Raw genomic sequence first — 17,993 nt, 5'->3', positions numbered from 1 at the left:
GCCGGAACCGCCCCGGCCCGGTGACCGCGGCGCAGCCCGGGTCCTCCGCGAGCAGCGCCTCGACCCGGGCGAGCCAGCCGGGCGGCAGCACGGTGTCGGCGTCCACCCGGGCGATCACGTCGCCGGTGGCGGCGTCGTACCCGGCCGCGGCGGCGGGCCAGATGCCGCGCTCGGCCTCGTGCACGACGCGGGCGCCGGCGGCCGCGGCGAGCCGCGCGGTGGCGTCCCCGCTGGCGTTGTCCACCACGACGACCTCGTCGGGCAGCCGGGTCTGCGCCGCGAGGGAGGCGAGGCAGCGGGGGAGCCGGTCCTCCTCGTCGCGCGCGGGCACGACGACGGAGATGCGCAGCGGGGGGCGGCCGGTCACCGGCGCGTCTCTGTCGGGTCGTCGAGCACGCCGCCATCCCCGCACGGACGGGGGCGCCCGGCAACCGGGGGAGGGCGGACCGCGGTCGCGACCGCGGGCCGGGCCGGCGACCGGCTCGGCACCCGCCGACCGCAGCCGCCGGGCCCGGTCGGACGGTCAGCCGGGCCGGTCCGCGCCGCCCCCCGTGCCCGCCGGCGCACGGCCGCGCGCCCGGGACGTCGCGTCGAGCGCCCGCCCGAGCAGCGCCACGAGGTCGCCGCGCGGCACGGTGAGCGAGCGGACCCGCGCGGGCACGAGGCCGGCGCGCACCGCCCCGGCGCCCAGCCCGGCGACGCCCAGGCCGAGCAGCACCGGCCAGGTCGCCTGCCACAGCGTGACGGTGTCGAGGGCGGGCACGGACAGCACCGGCACCCACCGGCCGGCGAGGTACCAGGTCACGACGGTCCCGCCGAGGCACAGCACGGCCCAGGACACCAGGCCGACGTCCGCGCCCACCGGGCCGGGGCGCACGTGCCGCCGCAGGATCGCCGCGGTGCGGACCAGGATCAACGTGGAGACGGTCGCGACGAACGGCAGGGCCACGGTGACCACGGCCAGCTCCGGCCCGTCGGCGAGGGCGCGCTTGGCGGCGTACTTCGCCACGGCGCCGCTGCCGAGCGGCGCGCCCACCACCGCGAGGGCGAGGACGGCCGCGCCCGCGAGCACCGGCCCGCGCAGCGGACCGGCGCCGTGCCGCTGCCAGATCTGCACGGACAGCACCAGGCCGCCCTTGGCCATCCCGTGGTGCACCGCGTACACGACCGCGGACAGCACACACGCCTCGGCGAGCTCCGGGACCGCGAGCGCCGCCCCGACCAGCACCGTGATGAAGCCCATCTGGCCGACCGTGCTGTAGCCCAGGGACGCCTCGGCGTCGTCGTTCAGCACGCCCGGCACGAGCGCCAGCAGCCCTCCGACGAGCGCGACGACCACCACCGCGGTGCCCCAGCCGGGCAGGGCGACCTCACCGAGCGGCAGCAGGCGCAGCAGGCCGACGAGCCCGATCTTGACCACGCTGCCGCTGAGGACGGCGCCGACCGGGATCGCGACCGTGGACTCCAGGAGCGGCAGCCAGCCGTGCAGCGGGAACGTCGCCGCGCGCACGCCGAACGCCACCAGCGTCAGCACCACGACGGGCACCAGGACCGGCGAGCCCGCGACCACGGCGGGCACGTCGGCGAGCCGCCGGCCGCCCGCCGCGACGACCAGACCCGCGGCGGCGAGCAGCGCGGCGTCCGCGACGACGGACAGGGCCAGGTGCACCCGGGCAGCCGACCGGGCCGCGGCGGTCCCCGGCAGCCGGGCCATCAGCGCGACGGCGACCGTGGTGAGCACGCACCCGACGGCGAGGGCGAGCACGTCCGCGGCGAGCAGCGCCAGGGCGTTGCCGACGCAGCAGAGCAGCAGCAGCCCGGTCAGCCGGACCGCGCCCGGGCTGCCGGCCCGCGCGGCGACGACCAGCGCGGCCGTGTAGAGCACCGTGGCCACCAGGACCAGGGGACGGGACACCGCGTCGACGAGCACCCACGAGCCGGTCCCGGCACCATCCCCGACGCCCAGCACCGCCAGGACCGCCAGCGGCAGCAGCGCGAACGGCGCCGCTGCCGCCGTGCTGCGGGCCCGGGCGTCCGTCCGGCGCAGCAGCACCACGGCCGGCGCGGCGGGCAGCACGAGCGCGCCGAGCCAGAGCAGGTCCGTCGTCACGGCGGCAGCCTGGCACGTGCCGTCGCGCGCCGGCGGGGGCACCCTGGGTGCACCGCCGGCGGGGGCCGGTGACCCGAGAGCGGTCGGGAAGGGGAGCCGGGGCATGGGCGAGCGGGTCCGGGCGGACGCGCCGGCAGTGGAGCGGCGTGCGTCGTGGCTGCCGCTCGTGTGCCTGTTCCTCGCGCAGGTGCTGATGGCCTTCAACCTGGCCGCCCTGCCGGTGTCGATCGGCGGGATGGTCGCCGAGTTCGGGGTCCCGCCGACCGCCGTCAGCGCCGCGATCGTGACCTACGGGCTGTCGGTCGCCGCCCTGGTCATGACCGGCGCGAAGGTCGGCCAGCGGCTCGGCTGGGTCCGGGCCTTCCGGGTGGTGGTCGGCACCTTCGCGGTCTCCAGCCTGCTCATGCTGCTCGCACCGGCCGTCGGGTGGGTGATCGCGGCGCAGGCGCTCGCGGGCGTGTCGGCGGCGGTGATCGTGCCGTCGCTGGTCGCGCTCATCGCCCAGAGCTACACCGGCGACCAGCAGGCCACCGCGATCGGCTCCCTCGGGTCCGCCCGCGCGATCGCCGGGGTCGCCGCGTTCCTGCTCGGCGGGGTGCTGGGCACGCTCGTCGGCTGGCGGCCCGTGTTCGGTGTCGTGCTGGCGATCGCCGTGGTCGTGCTGGTGCTCAGCACCCGGCTGCAGCCGGTGCCGGGGGACCCGGGGGTCCGGATCGACGCGGTGGGTGCCGTGCTCGTCGGCGCCGGGGTCGCCCTGGTCTCCGTCGGCTTCCAGAACCTCGACGCCTGGGGCCTGCTGCTCGCCGCGCCGGGCGCGCCGTTCGACGTGGCGGGGGTGTCGCCCGCCCCGGTCCTCGTGGTCCTGGGCGTGGTGCTCGGGCAGGCGTTCGTGCGGTGGACCCGGCGCCGGGTGGCGTCCGGGCGGACCCCGCTCGTCGACCTCTCGGTGCTCGCGTCGCCGCAGGAGCGGGCGGCGGTCTACGCGATGTTCACGGTCGTCGCGCTGGAGGCGGCGCTGAACTTCACCGTCCCGCTCTACATCCAGATCGTGCAGGGCCGCACGCCGCTGGACACCGCCCTGGCGATGATGCCGTTCAACCTGGCGGTGTTCGTCGTCGCGACGCTCGTCGTCCGGCTGTACGGCCGGTTCCCGCCGCGGACGATCGCCCTCGTCGGGTTCGGGCTCACCACCGCCGCGCTCACCTGGCTGTCGCTGGTCGTCACGAACAACTGGGAGACGCTGCCGACGGTCCTCGGGCTGGTGGTGTTCGGCGTGGGTCAGGGCGCCCTGGTCACGATCGTGTTCAACGTGCTGGTCACGGCCGCGCCGCGGCAGCAGGCGGGGGACGTGGGGGCGATCCGCGGCACCACCCAGAACCTCGCGTCGGCCGTCGGCACGGCCCTGGTCGGCGCGCTGCTCGTCACCATCCTCGGCATCGGGGTCGGGCGCGCCGTGCTCGCCCACCCGGAGCTGCCGCCGTCGCTGGTCGCGCAGGTGGACCTCGACTCGGTCGACTTCGTCGGCAACGACGACCTCCGCGAGACGCTGCGGTCCCGGACCGACGCCGACCCGGCGCAGGTCGACGCCGCCGTCGCGGTCAACGAGCAGGTCCGGCTGGACACGCTGCGGGTGGGGCTGCTGGTGCTCGCGGGCCTGAGCGCCGTCGCCGCCCTCCCGGCGAGCCGGCTCCCCCGGTACCGCCCCGGGCAGGACGCGGACCGGCCCCGCTGACCGGTGCGTCCGTTCGGGCGAAATCCGTGCAAAACGGACAGTCGTGCCCGGGTTCTGGGATATCAACGACAGCCTCGGGCCGCGACGCCGGGCGCCGTCGGCCGCCCGGGCCGGCCCCCGACCCGGAGGTGCCGATGCCCGTCCCCACGACCGTCCGCGGCCCGGTCCCCGGCGCCCCGGCCGCCGGCGCGGGCGGCGGCCGGCTGCCGGGCCTCGACGGCCTGCGGGGCCTCGCTGCCCTCGTCGTCCTGGTGCACCACTCGCTGCTGCTGACCCCGGCGCTGATGGCCGTGCACGACGACCCCGCCGCCCCGCGGAGCGCGCTCGTGCAGGCCGTGTCGGCGACCCCGCTGCACCTGCTCTGGGAGGGCGAGGTCGCGGTGCAGGTGTTCTTCGTGCTCAGCGGGTTCGTGCTCACCGTCGCGGCGACCCGGCCCCGGCACCGGTGGGGGCCCTACTACCCGCAGCGGCTGCTCCGGCTGTACCTGCCCGTGTGGGCCGCCGTGGGGCTCGCGGTCGCGCTGCGCCTCGCCGTGCCCGCCGGCGACACCGCCGGGCTCAGCCCGTGGCTGACCTACCACGGCGACGTCGGCCGGGCCGGGGTGCTCGGCGACCTGCTGCTGGTCGTGGGCCCCGCCGGGTCGACCATCAGCGCGCTGTGGTCCCTGCGCTGGGAGGTGCTGTTCTCCCTGCTGCTGCCGCTGTTCGTCGTCGCCGCGACCCGGCTGCGGCACTGGGCGCCCCTGGTGTTGGGCGCGCTCGCGGCGATCGCCTGGCTCGGCGCGGCGACCGGCCCCGTCGACGCGCCCTACGCGCTCGGCGCGGCGTACCAGCTGCCGCTGTTCGCGCTCGGCTGCGTGCTCGCCGCCGGCCGCGACCGGCTCGCCGCGGTCACCGCGCGCTGGGGGCGCGAGGCCTGGGCGGTGCTGCTGCTCGCGGCGGTGCTGCTGACGACGAGCTACTGGCTGCTCGACCTCGGCGGCGCCCGGGCCGACGTGCCCGTGGCGGTGGTCGCGCTGACCCGGGTGCTGCAGGCCGCCGGCGCGGGGCTGCTCGTGGTCGCCGCGCTGGGCCCGCTCGCCCGGCCGCTGAGCCGCCCCGCCGTGCGCTGGCTCGGCACCCGGTCGTTCAGCCTCTACCTGGTGCACGAGCCCGTCGTCGTGGCGGTCGGCTACCTCACGGGGTGGACGTCGCCCGCGGTGCTGCTGCTCACGGTCCCGGTGTCGCTGCTGCTGGCGGAGGGGTTCTTCCGGGCCGTCGAGCGGCCGTCGCACCGCCTCTCCCGGGCCGTCGGGACCCGCCTGGGCCGGCGGGGACGCCGCCCCGTCGCCGCGGCCTGACCGCGCGGCGTGCCCCGAGATCGGCGGTTCGCCCCGAGATCGGCGCGTGCAGGGACCGATCTCGGGCGGGACCACCGATCTCGCGGTCCACGGGACCGGCCGTCCCGCACAGGAAGTCCCCATCTCCCGGACCGCTGGCGTTCACCTGGGGACGCCACACTCGGTGCCATCGGTCGCACGCGGGAGGGGACTGGCAGATGCAGGCGGTACGCGACGTGGGCACGCGGTACTCGTGGGTCCAGGTGGAGCACCCGGTGTACGTCGTGGACTTCCTGGCCTCCGCGGGCGCGCCCGCGGAGCGCTGGCGGCTGGTCGACGGCGGCGACGTGCTCGAGGTGCTCGAGTGGGTCGCCCGGCACCAGCGCGGCCGCGTCGTCGCGGTGAGCCTGGAGGTCGAGGACGCGGGCGGCTTCTCGCTGGTCCAGCTCACGCCCGCCGAGGGTCTGCGGCAGGTCGCCGGCTGGTGACCCGCGACGCCTCGCGGACGCGCCGTCCCGGGCGGCGGCGCGCGGGACGGGGAGTCAGCGCGTGGCGAGCAGCGCGGTGAGGGGCGTGCCGACCAGCGCGCCGATCAGGAACGCCCAGCCACCCGTGAGCCGGCGGCGGGGCGCGGCCACCGGCTCGCGGCGCCAGGCGGCCGTCGGCTCCAGCAGCAGGTACACGACCGCGGCGGGCCAGACGTAGGCGACCAGCCAGAACCACGCCCACCGGGTCGCGAGCCGCGGCTCCGGGCCGCTGATGATCGCGGCCGTCAGCGCGACGAGCACGGCCAGCGCCAGCAGCGCGTCCGGGGCGCCGTACGAGCTCGCGTCCGGGCCGCCGATCCCCGCGGGGCGGAGCAGCGCGTACGCGACCGAGCCCAGCACCGCGAGCAGGAGGACCAGCCGCACGGCGAGGTGCGGGGAGGTCGACGGCGGCACGAGCCGCGGCTCCGGCGGCGCGGAGGGCGGGGGCGGCGGGGCGCTGGGCAGGCTCATCACCGCCACGCTAGGCCACGCGGGCGGCGCAGGCCTCGCGGGCGCCGGCGCGGTCCGGGGTGTCAGACCAGGCCGACCCGCGCGAAGCCCTCGACCAGGCCTGCCACCTGGGGGCCGGGCACGACCAGGTCCGCGACCGCCAGCAGCCGGGGGTCCGCGCCCTCGATGGCGACGCCGGTGCCGGCGTGCTCCAGCATCTCCAGGTCGTTGAGGCCGTCGCCGAACGCGATCACGTCCTCGCGCGCCACGCCGAGGTGCTCGATCACGGCCTCGACGCCCAGCGCCTTGTGCACGCCCAGCAGGTAGATCTCGCCGGCGGCGTCGCCCATCGCGGCGATCGAGCTGGGCAGGATGCCGAGCCGGTCCCCGAGCTCCGCGCCGAGCTCCGGCCACGGGATCGCCGCGCCGAAGTACGTGATCTTGGCGAACGAGCAGGCGCCGAGGTCGTCCGGCGTCCGCAGGGCCCTGAGGATCTCGAGCGGGCTCGCCGCGCCGTCCGTGCCGCCGTCGTCGCGGCCGAAGTGCCCGCCGAGCAGCTCGCCGAGCCGGCGGTCCACGCCCGGCCGGCCGTACAGCGCGTCGGGGGCCTCCAGCAGGTAGGCGGCGTCGTGCCGGTCCAGCACCTCGATGGCGCGCGCGGCCAGGTCGGCGGGGAACCGCTGGTCGCGCAGCACCACCCCGTCGACCTCGACGTACCCGCCCGCGGAGGCGACGATCCCGTCGAACCCGGCGGCGCGGATCTGCTCGGGGAGCATCGACGTCGGGCGGCCGGTGCACAGCAGCACCCGGTGCCCGCGCGCCCGGGCCTCGCGGACCACCTGCTCGTGGGCGGGCGGGACCTGGCCGTGGTGCGCGTACGTGCCGTCGACGTCGAGGAACACGATCCGGGGGGCCGAGGGCGCAGCAGTCACGCCCGCCATCCTCTCGCACCCGGGGCGACCTACGGGCATGAGGCCGTTGCCTACAAGGTGTAGGTTGGGCGCATGACCCGTGCCGGACTGACCCCCGCCGTCGTCGTGGCCGACGCCGCCGCGCTGGCCGACGAGGCCGGCTTCGACGCGCTCACGCTGTCCGCCGTCGCCCGGCGGCTCGGCGTGCAGACCGCCAGCCTGTACGCGCACGTCCGCGACCGCGCCGCGCTGCTCGACGGCGTCACCGCGCTCGCGATGGGCGAGGTCGCGTCCCGGATCGCCACCGGGCTCGCCGGGCGCTCCGGTCGCGACGCGCTGCGCGGGTACGCCGACGCGTTCCGCGACTACGCCCGCGAGCACCCCGGCCGGTGGGCGGCCATGCAGCGCCGCGCCGGGCCCGCCGCCGTCGCCGCGCCGTCGGCGGTCGACGTCGTGGCGCTCACCGACGCCCTGCTGCGCGGGTACGCCGTCCCGCCCGACCAGCGGGTGCACGTCATCCGGCTGCTCGGCAGCACCATCAACGGCTTCGTCCAGCTCGAGCGCATCGGCAGCTTCGACCACAGCGCCCCGGCACCCGCGGACTCGTGGGACCGGACCGTCGACGCGCTCGACGCCCTGCTGCGGGCCTGGCCCGCCCCCGACCCCGAGGACCCCTCCGCATGATCGACGTCCCCCTGACCCCCGACCTCGCCGCGACGATCCGCGGCGCCGCCGAGCTCGAGCGCACCGCCCGCGGGCTCCGGCCGCACCGCCTGCCCGCGTGGGTGGGCCGGCAGCTCGGCGACCCCCAGCTGCTCGCGATGGAGGCGCAGCCGTCCGGCGTCCGGGTCGCGGTCGCGACGACCGCCACCGCCGTCGAGCTCGTCCTGCACCCCACGCGGCTCGCCTACCGCCAGGTCGAGCGTCCCCGCGGCGCGGTCGACCTGGTCGTGGACGGCGCCGTGCTCGCGAGCGAGCCGCTCACCGGTGGCGACACCGTCGAGACGGACCTGGCGACCGGCGCCTCCGCCCTGCTGCCCGGCGACCCGCAGACCGTCGCGTTCACCGGGCTGCCCGCGGGGGAGAAGGTCGTCGAGCTCTGGCTGCCGCACAACGAGTCCGTCGAGCTGGTCGCGCTGCGCGCCGACGCCCCGGTGCGGCCCGCCCCCGACGACCGGCCGGTGTGGCTGCACCACGGCTCCTCGATCAGCCACGGCTCCAACGCCGCGACGCCCGCGGGGACCTGGCCCGCCGTGGCGGCGCGGCTCGGCGGCGCGGACCTGCGGAACCTCGGTCTCGGCGGCAGCGCGCTGGTCGACCCGGCGACCGCCCGCGTCGTGCGGGACGCGCCGGCCGATCTGATCAGCGTGAAGCTCGGCATCAACGTCGTGAACCTGGACGGGATGCGGCGCCGGACGTTCGAGGCGGCCGTGCACGGGTTCCTCGACACGATCCGCGACGGGCACCCCGACACCCCGCTCGTGCTCGTGACGCCGCTCTTCTGCGGCATCCACGAGGACGCACCCGGGCCCGGGGCGTTCGACGTCGCCGCGCTCGCGGCCGGCCGGGCGCAGTTCGTCGCCGCGGGCGGGTCCGACCTCTCGAACGGGCGGCTCACGCTGCGGGTCGTCCGGGACGCGCTGGCGACCGTCGCCGGGCGCCGGGCCGGGGACCCGCACCTGCACCTGCTCGACGGGCTCTCGCTGTACGGCCCCGACGACGCGGCGACGCACCCGCTCCCCGACGCGCTGCACCCGGACGCGCCGACGCACCGGCTGATCGGCGAGCGGTTCGCGGCATCGGTGTTCGCGGCCGACGGGCCGTTCGGCCCGGTGCGCGCCCCCGCGGCCGGCTGACGCTCAGGCCGGCGCCGGGTCCGCCGCGCGCCCGGCGGGGACGCGGGCGGCGGGCACCTGCAGCCCGTCGCGCAGCGCCTCGAGCCACGCCGTGCCGTGCTCCGCGTCCGGCTCGAGGTAGTTGCCCTCGGCCCACTCGTTCCACGACTTCACCCAGAGCAGCCGCTCCTGCTCCGGCCGGTCGGCGAGCAGCGCCGTCGCGTCGGCCACGTGCCGGCGGAACACGTCCGGGGACGTGCCGGTCATCGCGATGCCCTGGCGGCCCGAGCGCGGGGTGTTGTCCCAGTTCGGCATGACGCACGGCTGCCGGGTCGGCGGCAGCGGGCGGCGCGCGAGGAAGGCGGGGTCGACGGGGTAGTGCTCGGGCCCGCGGCCCACCCGCCGCCCGAGCCGCCGACGCCAGAACTCCCGGCGTCCGAACCGCACCGGCAGCCGCATCTGGATGCCGGCGTCGAAGCCCGCCGCCTCCGCGCCCGGGAAGCCCTCGCCCCAGTCGAACCAGTCCGAGACCTCCGCGACGAGGTACAGCCCCGGCAGGCCCGCGGCGCGGGCCAGCGCCTGCCAGCGGTCCACGAAGGCCCGGGCGTCCGGCAGCTCGCCCGGCTTGTGCACGACCAGCACCGGGCGGTCGCCGACCCGCAGGTAGCGCTCGTCCCGGAACGCCGGCAGCAGCGCGGTCAGGTGGTCACGGTCGTCGCCCTCGGGGTACGTCTGCTCGGCGAGCACGCGGTCCGGCGCGCCGTGCCACGTCCCGGTCCACGTCTCGTTCGCCCAGGCCAGGCAGAACGGCAGCGTCGGCTCCCCCGAGGCCAGCACCTCGGCGAACGGGCGCTCCAGCAGGCGCCGCCCTCCGCCGAACCAGTAGTGCCAGTAGGCGAACGCCGCGACGCCGTGCGCGCGGGCGAGCTCCGCCTGCGCGGCCCGCACCTCGGGCACCCGCAGGTCGTAGAAGCCGAGATCGGCCGGCAGGTGCGGCTGCCGGTGCCCGGGGAACAGGGGGCGCCCGCGCACCGTGTTGGTCCACTCGGTGAACCCGGGACCCCACCACGCGTCGTTCTCCGGGACGGGGTGGTACTGGGGCAGGTAGAACGCGATCGCGCGTGCTCCGAGGTCCACGCGGCCACCCCCCTCGGCCCTTCTGCCCGCATCGCGCCGCACCACCGCCGGGCGGTCTGGGACCTGCCCGCGAGTGTTCTCCCGGGCGCGGGCGGCGCGCAAGGGCGCGGTCACCTGGCGGTCGGGGCACGCGGGCGTCGCCGAGGACGCGGCCCGGGCGCGTGCACGATGCCCAGCGCTCTGTCGCACCGCCACCCGCCGGATCGGTGTGCGACGGGACGATCCGCCGGGCACCGCGGCGGCCGCGCGCGGGGAGGAGATCCGGTCCCCGAACCGGCCACGCGGCAGCCCGCGGGTCGGTAGCGTCGGGCGCGTGGACGCGATCAGGCCCTGGCACATCACCGCCGTCGTCCTGGTGGTGCTGGCGCTGGCGGCGGTCGCCGCCGTCGTGTGGTTCGCCGTGAGCCTGGTCCGCGCCGCGCGCCGGCGCTGACCCTGCCGGGCGTCAGACCCGGAACGCCGCGATCTGCGTCGCCATCTCCCGGGACGCACCGGCCACCTGCGCCATGTCGCCGTCGACGCGCGCCAGGGTGCCCGCGCTGCGGTCCGCCGCGGCCGCGACCGACCCCAGGCCGGCGGCGATCTCGCCCGCCCCCGCGGCGGCCTCCGCCACGCCGCGCGACATCTCCGACGTGGTGGCGGTCTGCTCCTCGACCGCCGAGGCGATGGTCAGCTGGTAGTCGTTGATCCGGCCGATCACCTGCGAGATCCCGTCGATCGCGCCGACCGCGCCGGCCGTGTCGCCCTGGATGGCCTCGACGCGCCGGGCGATGTCCTCGGTGGCCTTCGCCGTCTCCTGGGCGAGCTCCTTGACCTCTCCGGCGACGACGGCGAACCCCTTGCCCGCCTCGCCGGCCCGGGCGGCCTCGATGGTCGCGTTGAGCGCGAGCAGGTTGGTCTGCTCCGCGATCGTGGTGATCACCTTGACGACCGCCCCGATCTCCTGGCTGCTCGCGCCGAGCCGGGCGACCGTCTCGTTCGTGGCCGCCACCTCCGTCATCGCCTGCGCGGCCACCTTCGCCGCCTGCGACGCGTTCTGCGCGATCTCCCGGATCGAGGCGCCCATCTGCTCCGCGCCGGCCGCGACCGCCTGCACGTTGCGGGACACCTGCTCGGCGGACGCCGAGACGGCCCCGACCTGGGTGCTCGTCTCCCGCGCGGCCGCGGCGCCCTCGGCGGCGGCCCCGCGCAGCGCGTCCACCGTGGCCTCGGAGCCGTGCGCGGTCCGGGCGACCTGCCCGACCAGCGCGGACACCGCGTCCACCGCGTCGTCCAGGGCCTTGCCCGCGCGGGAGATCTCGCCGCCCGCGTCCAGGCCGGTGCGGCGGGTCAGGTCGCCCTCCGCCAGCGCGGCCGCCACCTCCGAGATGCGGCCCGCCGGGCCGGCGATGTCCCGCGTGACCTTGCGCCCGGCGTACGCGGCGAACACCGCCGAGAGCACCCCGATCCCGATGAGCACCGTCCGGCCCTGCTCCTGCTCGGCCTGCTGCCGCGCCTGCAGGTCCTGCACCCGGGACTCGGCCGAGCCCTGGATCCGGTCCACGAGCGTCAGCACCTCGTCGTAGGAGGCGCCGGCCGCACCCTCGTTGATGGAGGTCAGGGCCGCGGCGTAGTCCTCGGGCGTGCCGGTCGCGAGGAGCGCCACCACGGCGTCGTCACCGGCGAAGAACGCGTCCCACGCGCCGGCGAGCCCGTCGAACGCCTCCTGCTCGTCGGCCGTCGCCCCGGTGGTGTCGAGGTCGGCGAGCCAGGCGCGCACGTCGGCCTCGGTCGCCAGCAGGCTCGAGCGGTTGTACGCGGAGTCGGCCAGCGCCGCCTCGGGACCCACCGCCGCGGTGTCCGCCACGACCAGCCCCTGCCACCCGGTGGCGTCGGCGATCTGGAACCGCGCCTCCTCGGCCAGCCGCAGCACCCGGTCGGCCTGCGCGATCCGCTCGGCGTAGGTGCGCTGCACCTGCGCCGTGACCACCCCGAGGGCGATCGCGACGACGATGAGCGAGGTCAGCAGCCCGAAGACCGCCGCCATGCGCGCGCCGATGGACTGCCGGTTCCAGCTGCTGGTCACGAGACCGCCGTTCGGGTGAGGGGGGAGGTCGGACGCCGGGTCCCATCGGCAGGCACGGGCCCCGAAGGAGAGGTGGGCCCGGGTGAACCCGCGCGGGCGCTGCCGGGAGGACCGCCGGCGAGGGCCGCCGGCGAAGGGCGCCGGCGAGGGCCGCCGGCGAGGGGGTACCCGACACGTCGAGCGAGCATCCGCTGGATACCCCCTCGACGTGTCGGTTGCCCGCTCGGCGCGGGGAGCCGGGCGGACCGGAGGTGCTCCGCCGTCGGCGAGCGGGCGCCGGAGGTCCCGGGCGGACGCCGTGGAGGTCCCGGGGAGGTCCAGGCGGGACGGCACCAGGAGGGACCTTGGGGACACCGAGGGGGCGTGGGGTCGTGCGACCCTGGCTCCGACACTTCGAGGGGGGCACACCCGAAGGAGTCATCCGACATGACGACCTCACCGACGCCCGCGCGCGCCCGCGCGGGACGCCCGTCCCACGTCGCCCGGGCGCTGCGCGCGGCCCTGGTCGCCTGCCTGGTGGCCGTGCCGCTCGCGGCGTGCGGGGGCGGCGACGCGCCCGCCGACGACGGCGACCGGATCACGTACGGCGGTGGCGACGAGGCCGTGGTGCCGCCGGCGCTCGCCGACGTGACCGCCCCCGCGGCGGCCGACGACCGCGGCGGCATCCCGATCAGCGCGGCCGGGGTGGGGGTGGCGGGTGAGGGCGACGTGGTCGTCGACGTGTACGCCGACCCCTGGTGCCCCTGGTGCCAGCGGTTCGACGAGCAGTACTCCGACGCGCTCATGGAGCTGGTGGACCAGGGCGGGTTGACCGTCGTGCACCGGCCGCTCGCGTTCCTCGACGCCCGGTTCGGCGGCACGTACTCGACCCGCGTGGTGAACGCGCTGGCCGTCGTGGCCGACGAGTCGCCCGAGCACTACGTCGCGGTGCTGCACGCCCTCATGGCCGCCCAGCCGCCGACCGACGAGCCCGCGGGTCTGCCCGACGAGGAGATCGCGCGACTGGCCGTCGAGGCGGGCGTGCCGGAGGGCGTCGCGGAGCGGTTCACCGCCGTCGCCGCCACCCCGTACCGGGTGACCACCGCGGGCGGCGGGACCGAGGAGCGGACGGCGACGTCCCGGGTGTTCGCGCCGTGGGTCGCCGCCGCGACGCACCAGGCCGGGCTCGACCTGGACGAGGTCCGGGTGCCGACGATCCTGGTCGACGGCGTGCAGGTCGACGACTGGACCGAGCCCGGCAGCCTCACGGACCTCGTCGCCGCGGCCGTCGCGGCGCGCGGGTGACGGCGGCTCCCACGCCCGACGGACACCCCGTCCCGCCGTCGGTGCGCGCCGCGGCGGCGTGGTCCTGGCGGGTGCTGGTGATCGCCGGCGCCGCCGCGGTGGGGCTGCGGCTGGTGGACGTCTTCCGGGTCGTCGTCGTCGCGGTCGCGGTGGGCCTGCTGCTCGCCGTGCTGCTGACGCCGCTCGCGCGCCTGCTCGAGCGCCGCGCCCGGTTCCCGCCCTGGCTGGCGAGCCTGACCGGCGTGCTCGGCCTCGTGGCGCTGGTCGCCGCGCTCGCGGTGCTCTCCGGGCGGTCGATCGCGACCGGGCTCGGCGACCTCGCCGAGCAGGCGCTGGCCGGGGTGGACCAGGCGCTCGCGTGGCTGTCGGACGGCCCGCTCGGGGTGGAGGTCGACCAGGTCGACGCCCTGGTGGCGCAGGCGCAGGACACGCTCCGCGACAACGCGGGGGTGCTGCTGACCGGGGCGTGGTCGGCGACGCTGACGATCGGGCAGCTGCTCGCGGGCGCCGTCATGGCGCTGTTCTGCGCGTTCTTCTTCGTGCGGGACGCCCGGCCGATGTGGGCCTGGACGGTCGGCCTGCTGCCGCGGAGCGCGCGCCCGCGGGTGCACGAGGCGGGCCGGCGCGGGCTCGTCACCCTCGCTGCCTACACCCGCACCCAGATCCTGGTCGGCGCCGTGGACGCGGTCGGCATCGGCCTGGGCGCGGCGGTCCTGGGGGTGCCGCTGGCGGTGCCGATCGCCGTGCTGGTGTTCGTGGCCTCGTTCATCCCGTTCGTGGGCGCCGTGAGCACGGGTGCCATCGCGGTGCTGGTCGCGCTCGTCGCGCAGGGTCCGGTCACCGCGCTGCTCATGCTCGCGGTCGTGCTCCTCGTGCAGCAGGTCGAGGGCAACGTGCTGCAGCCGTTCCTCATGGGCCACGCGGTGGCGCTGCACCCGGTCGCGGTGCTGCTCGTCGTGAGCGCGGGGTCCATCGCGGCGGGCATCGTCGGTGCGCTGTTCGCGGTCCCGGTGGCGGCGACGCTGAACACGATGGTCCGCTACCTGCACGGGCACGACCGGTTCCCCGGGCTGGGGACGGAGGGGGCCGGGCCGGGGGACGACGGCGCGGCGGGCACGGAACCCGGGCCCGGTGCGACCAGGCAGCCCGGACCCGGGCCCGAGCCGGCCTAGCGGTCCGCGGGGCGGGCCGGCAGGCCGTCGAGCCGCCGGCAGAGCCACGCGGTCGTCGCGCACCCCACCGGGTAGGCCAGCACGAGCCCCACGGCGCACACGAGCCACCCTGCGGCCCCGATCAGGGCCACGGCGAGCGCGAGCAGCACGGTGGTCCCCGGGTGCCGGCCCGCGAGCCGGGCGCTCTCGCGGAGCGCCGTCACCGGTCCGAACCCTCGGTCGACGGAGAGAAGCACCGCGTACTGCCCGAGGAGCGCGACCACCAGGCCGGGCACGGAGAGCAGCAGCGTCCCGAGTGCGGTGAGGACGGCGAGCAGCACCGCGGTGGCCAGCGGCCGCCCCAGGCCGCGCGGCGTCCAGAGCTGCCGAGCGCCCGGGTGCCGGCCGTCGACCAGCGCCAGGCCGAACCGCGCCCCCAGCACCTGCAGCAGCACCGTCACGACCTGGAGCGCGGCCACGGCGGCGAGCAGCGCGCCGAGCGCGCCCGGCGTGATCGCCCAGCCCGTCCCGACGAACGCCCCGCCGACCCGCGCCGCGGCGGCCTGCGCCCGGGCCTGGGCCCGGAGGAGGTCGACCGTCGCCGCGACCACCGGCAGGGAGATCGCGGCGGTCGCCGCGATCAGCAGCGCGACCGGCACCGCGAACAGCCCGGCCGTCGCCCCGGGGCGGGCGCGGACCGCGGCGAGGCCGAACCGGAGCGCGTCGCCGACGCCGGGCACGGCGGGGTCGGTCGGCACCGGCTCTCCTCGGGGTCGCGTCCGCCCGCGCCGGGCGGCTCCGTCCGGACGCTACCGGCTCAGCCCAGCAGACCCACGACGTACCCGACGAACAACAGCAGCGCGAGCACCACCACCACGCCGACCAGCGCGTACACGATCCAGTTCGTCCGCCGGCTCGGCAGGTCGGGCTCCTGGAACGCGGCGCCGGACGTGCTGGACTCGCCGGGGGGCGTGTCGCCGGGCGCGACGCCGCCGCCGGGCTCGAGGCCGGGCGTGTTCTCCGGGTCCGGGTCGGGGCTGCTCGTCATGCGGCCACGCTAGGCACGGGGGCCGCGCCCGGCGACCGGAGAGCGGGACGCGGCAGGTCGCCGCCCGCGGCCGCCCCCCGGGGTCGCCGCCCGCGAGGGGCGGGCCTAGCGTGGGTGGCACGCGGCCGTCGCGCGACGAGGGGGTCATCATGTCGGACAGCGAGACCGGGGCCGTCACCGGCACCCCGGACAAGGACTACAACCTCATCTGGTTCGCCGAGGCGTGCCTGAGCAACGTCCTGCGGCTGGAGCAGTACGCGCAGGACGCCGACCGGGCGGGGGACGCGGAGCTCGCGGACTTCTTCCGGCGGGCGCAGCACGAGAGCCAGAAGGGCGCCGAGCAGTCCAAGGCGATGCTCGCCCGCCGGCTGCAGGGCTGAGTCCCGGGGACGGCTAGACGGTCAGCCCGCGGGTGCGGATCGCCTCCGCGACCTCCTGGACGAAGCGGTCCATCCGGACCAGCACGTCCCGGTCCCAGGGGTCGACCGCGTCGGAGTACAGGTTGAGCGCGATGGTGGTGTCGGCGTCGACCTGCCCCGGCAGGGCGGCGGCGGACCGGAACCCGGCGTCGGCCGCGGCCGCGCGCCACGCGGGCCAGCGCGTCTCCGCCAGCACGTCCGGCACCAGCTCGCCCCGGAGCTGCTGGATCGCCAGCACGCACGGCCCCTCCGCCGTCTCGACCTCGGCGCGGTCGCAGCGCGCGGCGCGCTCGCTGCTGCTCGCGACCTGGTCGAGGAGCTGGTGGTCGCGGAGGATGATGCTGCACTCGGTCGGGACGCCGACGCGGACGGTGGCCTCCGCCGCGTAGGCGTCCAGGACCGCGGACAGCGGGTCGAGCTCGGCCGACGCGCTCATCGGGTGCCTCCTCCGGCGGCTGGGGGAGAGGCACTGTCTCACACCACCGGGCCGAGGTGTGAACCGGCCGGTCAGGACCGCTCGACGGCGAACGCGGTGAGGAAGCCGAGGGCGGTGATCAGGCCGGTGAGCAGGTGCGCCCGCTCGAACGCCTCGGGGATCATCGTGTCGGCGAGCATCGCGAGGATGGCGCCGGCGGCGACCGCCGTGATCGCCGCGACCGTGCCGGCGGACGCGTCCTGGAGCAGCAGCGACCCGACGAGCGCGGCGAGCCCGCTGGCCACGGCGATCCCGGCCCAGACGCCGAAGACGTAGCGGGGCCCGCGCCCGGCGCGCTTCATGCCGGCGGCGCTCGACAGCCCCTCGGGCACGTTCGAGATGACCACCGCCGCCAGCACGGCGACCCCGACGCCCTGGCCCCCGAGGACCGTCAGCCCGAGCACCACCGACTCCGGGATCCCGTCGAGCAGCGCGCCGACGGCGATGGCGGCGCCGCTGCCCGCTGCCTCCTGCTCCGAGGGCTGCTGGTCGCCGGACCGCTTGCGGTGCCGGGCGCCGCGGCGGGCGAGGGCCGCGTTCGCGACCACGTACGCCACCGCGCCCGCGAGGAAGCCGCCGACGGTCGGGAGCAGGCCACCGGCCCGCTCGGCCTCGTCGACCAGGTCGAAGGCGAGCGCCGAGATCAGCACGCCGGCGCCGAACGCCATGACGCTGGCGACGACCTGCCGCGGCACGCGCACGAACCAGGCGACGAGAGCCCCCAGCACGAGCGCTGCCCCGCCGACCAGGCCCCACGCGCCGGCCTGGAGCCAGAGCGGCACGGCTCAGCCCTCCCGGGCGTCGCCGCGGCGGCGGCCGGCGGGGCGGGCATCGGTGGGGGACGGCACGGTGGTCTCCGGGGTCGGGGGCGCCCGGGGGGCGCAGGGTCGCCGCCACGGTAGGGCCGGTGGGGCGACGCGGCGACCGGGGCCGGTCAGGCGTCGAGCACCGCCGCGATCCGGCGCTGGAGCTCGTCGACCTGCGCCCGGGCCGGCATGCGCCGGTCGAGCACGTGCAGCACCAGCACGTCCCCGCGCAGGTCGACGGACAGCGCGCCGGGCATCAGGGTGCAGAGGTTCGCGCACAGCACCCGCGGTGCGCCGGGCGGCAGGGTGAGCCGGTGCTCCAGGACGACGGGGTCGGTGTCGACCGGGGTGCGCAGCGCCCGGAGCGCGACGTCGACGCCGCCGAGCACCGCCCGCCACAGGAACCAGCCCGCGAGCCGGAGCGCGGGCGGGGTGCGGCGCAGCGGCCGCAGCGTCCGGCCGGACGCGGGCACGAGGGCGAAGGACGCGGCGGTCACGAGGGGCACGACGACCGCGCCGTACCCCGCGGTCGCGGCGTCGCCCTCGGCGAGCGCCCACCAGCCGACGGCGAGCAGGGCGGCGCGGGCGAGCGCCGCGACGGCCACGCGGCCCGTCCGGACCGCCCGGGGGCCGGTCACGGTGCCACCGCCAGGACGACCCCGACCACCGCGGCGACGGCGAGCAGCGCGACGCCGGACGGGACCCAGCCGGACAGCCGCGCCTC

The 17,993-nt window shown here is 77.6% G+C and carries 19 protein-coding genes; 8 read left to right on the top strand and 11 right to left on the bottom strand.

Features of this window, described 5'->3' with window-relative positions; genetic code table 11:
* Both FA014_RS10215 and FA014_RS10210 read right to left on the bottom strand, forming a co-directional pair.
* The coding region (locus FA014_RS10215) for a glycosyltransferase family A protein (protein WP_230323037.1) at window positions 1-367 on the bottom strand (367 nt) is incomplete at its 3' end.
* Between the two features lie 156 nt (window positions 368-523).
* Entirely contained in the window at window positions 524-2,110 is a 1,587-nt protein-coding gene (locus FA014_RS10210) for a proton-conducting transporter transmembrane domain-containing protein (RefSeq protein WP_195969240.1), read from the bottom strand.
* Window positions 2,111-2,213: 103 nt separating this feature from the next.
* Here FA014_RS10210 and FA014_RS10205 point away from each other — a divergent pair, with 103 nt between their 5' ends.
* The 3 genes from FA014_RS10205 (at window position 2,214) to FA014_RS10195 (ending at window position 5,649) form a co-directional block, all read left to right on the top strand.
* Window positions 2,214-3,842 (top strand): MFS transporter, encoded by a 1,629-nt coding sequence (locus FA014_RS10205; protein WP_154729580.1) that lies wholly within the window; start codon window positions 2,214-2,216, stop codon window positions 3,840-3,842.
* Between the two features lie 134 nt (window positions 3,843-3,976).
* The gene (locus tag FA014_RS10200; protein WP_154729579.1) at window positions 3,977-5,182 is read left to right on the top strand and encodes an acyltransferase family protein; all 1,206 of its coding nucleotides are present in this window, start codon (window positions 3,977-3,979) and stop codon (window positions 5,180-5,182) included.
* A 197-nt stretch (window positions 5,183-5,379) separates the two neighbouring features.
* Window positions 5,380-5,649 (top strand): hypothetical protein, encoded by a 270-nt coding sequence (locus FA014_RS10195; protein ID WP_154729578.1) that lies wholly within the window; start codon window positions 5,380-5,382, stop codon window positions 5,647-5,649.
* Between the two features lie 54 nt (window positions 5,650-5,703).
* On the opposite strand, the gene FA014_RS10190 is transcribed toward FA014_RS10195, so the two are convergent.
* Together FA014_RS10190 and FA014_RS10185 are read right to left on the bottom strand one after the other, a co-directional pair.
* The gene (locus tag FA014_RS10190; RefSeq protein WP_154729577.1) at window positions 5,704-6,159 is read right to left on the bottom strand and encodes a hypothetical protein; all 456 of its coding nucleotides are present in this window, start codon (window positions 6,157-6,159) and stop codon (window positions 5,704-5,706) included.
* 62 nt (window positions 6,160-6,221) lie between these two features.
* The gene (locus FA014_RS10185) at window positions 6,222-7,070 is read right to left on the bottom strand and encodes an HAD hydrolase family protein (protein WP_154729576.1); all 849 of its coding nucleotides are present in this window, start codon (window positions 7,068-7,070) and stop codon (window positions 6,222-6,224) included.
* 72 nt (window positions 7,071-7,142) lie between these two features.
* Between FA014_RS10185 and FA014_RS10180 the strand changes: the two genes are divergently transcribed.
* Window positions 7,143-7,733, top strand: a complete 591-nt coding sequence (locus FA014_RS10180) for a TetR/AcrR family transcriptional regulator (protein WP_154729575.1) — start codon at window positions 7,143-7,145, stop codon at window positions 7,731-7,733.
* Window positions 7,730-8,905, top strand: a complete 1,176-nt coding sequence (locus FA014_RS10175; protein WP_154729574.1) for a GDSL-type esterase/lipase family protein — start codon at window positions 7,730-7,732, stop codon at window positions 8,903-8,905. Before FA014_RS10180 ends, FA014_RS10175 begins: the two co-directional genes overlap by 4 nt.
* A gap of 3 nt (window positions 8,906-8,908) precedes the next feature.
* On the opposite strand, the gene FA014_RS10170 is transcribed toward FA014_RS10175, so the two are convergent.
* Both FA014_RS10170 and FA014_RS10165 read right to left on the bottom strand, forming a co-directional pair.
* A complete protein-coding gene (locus FA014_RS10170) occupies window positions 8,909-10,021 on the bottom strand; it encodes a glycosyltransferase WbsX family protein (protein ID WP_230323036.1) in 1,113 nt (370 codons plus the stop codon).
* Window positions 10,022-10,466: 445 nt separating this feature from the next.
* Window positions 10,467-12,047 (bottom strand): methyl-accepting chemotaxis protein, encoded by a 1,581-nt coding sequence (locus FA014_RS10165; RefSeq protein ID WP_154729582.1) that lies wholly within the window; start codon window positions 12,045-12,047, stop codon window positions 10,467-10,469.
* Between the two features lie 465 nt (window positions 12,048-12,512).
* Between FA014_RS10165 and FA014_RS10160 the strand changes: the two genes are divergently transcribed.
* Complete coding sequence (locus FA014_RS10160; RefSeq protein WP_154729572.1) at window positions 12,513-13,370, top strand: DsbA family protein; 858 nt, start codon at window positions 12,513-12,515, stop codon at window positions 13,368-13,370.
* Window positions 13,367-14,542, top strand: coding sequence for an AI-2E family transporter (locus FA014_RS10155; RefSeq protein WP_154729571.1), 1,176 nt, complete (start codon window positions 13,367-13,369; stop codon window positions 14,540-14,542). The genes FA014_RS10160 and FA014_RS10155 overlap by 4 nt, the downstream gene beginning before the upstream one ends.
* Here FA014_RS10155 and FA014_RS10150 read toward each other — a convergent pair.
* Window positions 14,539-15,279, bottom strand: a complete 741-nt coding sequence (locus FA014_RS10150; RefSeq protein ID WP_154729570.1) for a hypothetical protein — start codon at window positions 15,277-15,279, stop codon at window positions 14,539-14,541. The two genes, FA014_RS10155 and FA014_RS10150, sit on opposite strands and share 4 nt — an antisense overlap.
* 59 nt (window positions 15,280-15,338) lie before the next feature.
* On the bottom strand, window positions 15,339-15,569 hold the full coding sequence (locus FA014_RS10145) for a DUF6480 family protein (RefSeq protein WP_154729569.1): 231 nt from the start codon (window positions 15,567-15,569) through the stop codon (window positions 15,339-15,341).
* Between the two features lie 149 nt (window positions 15,570-15,718).
* Here FA014_RS10145 and FA014_RS10140 point away from each other — a divergent pair, with 149 nt between their 5' ends.
* Entirely contained in the window at window positions 15,719-15,949 is a 231-nt protein-coding gene (locus FA014_RS10140; protein WP_154729568.1) for a hypothetical protein, read from the top strand.
* Window positions 15,950-15,962: 13 nt separating this feature from the next.
* Here FA014_RS10140 and FA014_RS10135 read toward each other — a convergent pair whose 3' ends face one another.
* The 3 genes from FA014_RS10135 to FA014_RS10125 form a co-directional block, all read right to left on the bottom strand.
* Window positions 15,963-16,424, bottom strand: coding sequence for a hypothetical protein (locus tag FA014_RS10135; RefSeq protein ID WP_154729567.1), 462 nt, complete (start codon window positions 16,422-16,424; stop codon window positions 15,963-15,965).
* A gap of 71 nt (window positions 16,425-16,495) precedes the next feature.
* The gene (locus FA014_RS10130) at window positions 16,496-17,245 is read right to left on the bottom strand and encodes a ZIP family metal transporter (protein WP_154729566.1); all 750 of its coding nucleotides are present in this window, start codon (window positions 17,243-17,245) and stop codon (window positions 16,496-16,498) included.
* 152 nt (window positions 17,246-17,397) lie between these two features.
* Window positions 17,398-17,907, bottom strand: a complete 510-nt coding sequence (locus FA014_RS10125) for a Na+/H+ antiporter subunit E (protein WP_195969239.1) — start codon at window positions 17,905-17,907, stop codon at window positions 17,398-17,400.
* Window positions 17,908-17,993: the final 86 nt, after the last annotated feature.

This window comes from Cellulomonas hominis (assembly GCF_005239125.1).
Taxonomy (GTDB): domain Bacteria; phylum Actinomycetota; class Actinomycetes; order Actinomycetales; family Cellulomonadaceae; genus Cellulomonas; species Cellulomonas hominis_A.
The sequence above is the reverse complement of the archived record's forward strand: the minus strand, read 5'-3'. Positions and strand labels throughout refer to the sequence as shown.

Bases quoted from the DNA above. Each gene is read 5' to 3' on its own strand.
- FA014_RS10205 (WP_154729580.1), top strand. From the start codon at position 2,214: ATGGGCGAGCGGGTCCGGGCGGACGCGCCGGCAGTGGAGCGGCGTGCG.
- FA014_RS10200 (WP_154729579.1), top strand. From the start codon at position 3,977: ATGCCCGTCCCCACGACCGTCCGCGGCCCGGTCCCCGGCGCCCCGGCC.
- FA014_RS10195 (WP_154729578.1), top strand. From the start codon at position 5,380: ATGCAGGCGGTACGCGACGTGGGCACGCGGTACTCGTGGGTCCAGGTG.
- FA014_RS10190 (WP_154729577.1), bottom strand. From the start codon at position 6,159: ATGAGCCTGCCCAGCGCCCCGCCGCCCCCGCCCTCCGCGCCGCCGGAG.
- FA014_RS10180 (WP_154729575.1), top strand. From the start codon at position 7,143: ATGACCCGTGCCGGACTGACCCCCGCCGTCGTCGTGGCCGACGCCGCC.
- FA014_RS10175 (WP_154729574.1), top strand. From the start codon at position 7,730: ATGATCGACGTCCCCCTGACCCCCGACCTCGCCGCGACGATCCGCGGC.
- FA014_RS10165 (WP_154729582.1), bottom strand. From the start codon at position 12,047: ATGGCGGCGGTCTTCGGGCTGCTGACCTCGCTCATCGTCGTCGCGATC.
- FA014_RS10160 (WP_154729572.1), top strand. From the start codon at position 12,513: ATGACGACCTCACCGACGCCCGCGCGCGCCCGCGCGGGACGCCCGTCC.
- FA014_RS10145 (WP_154729569.1), bottom strand. From the start codon at position 15,569: ATGACGAGCAGCCCCGACCCGGACCCGGAGAACACGCCCGGCCTCGAG.
- FA014_RS10140 (WP_154729568.1), top strand. From the start codon at position 15,719: ATGTCGGACAGCGAGACCGGGGCCGTCACCGGCACCCCGGACAAGGAC.
- FA014_RS10135 (WP_154729567.1), bottom strand. From the start codon at position 16,424: ATGAGCGCGTCGGCCGAGCTCGACCCGCTGTCCGCGGTCCTGGACGCC.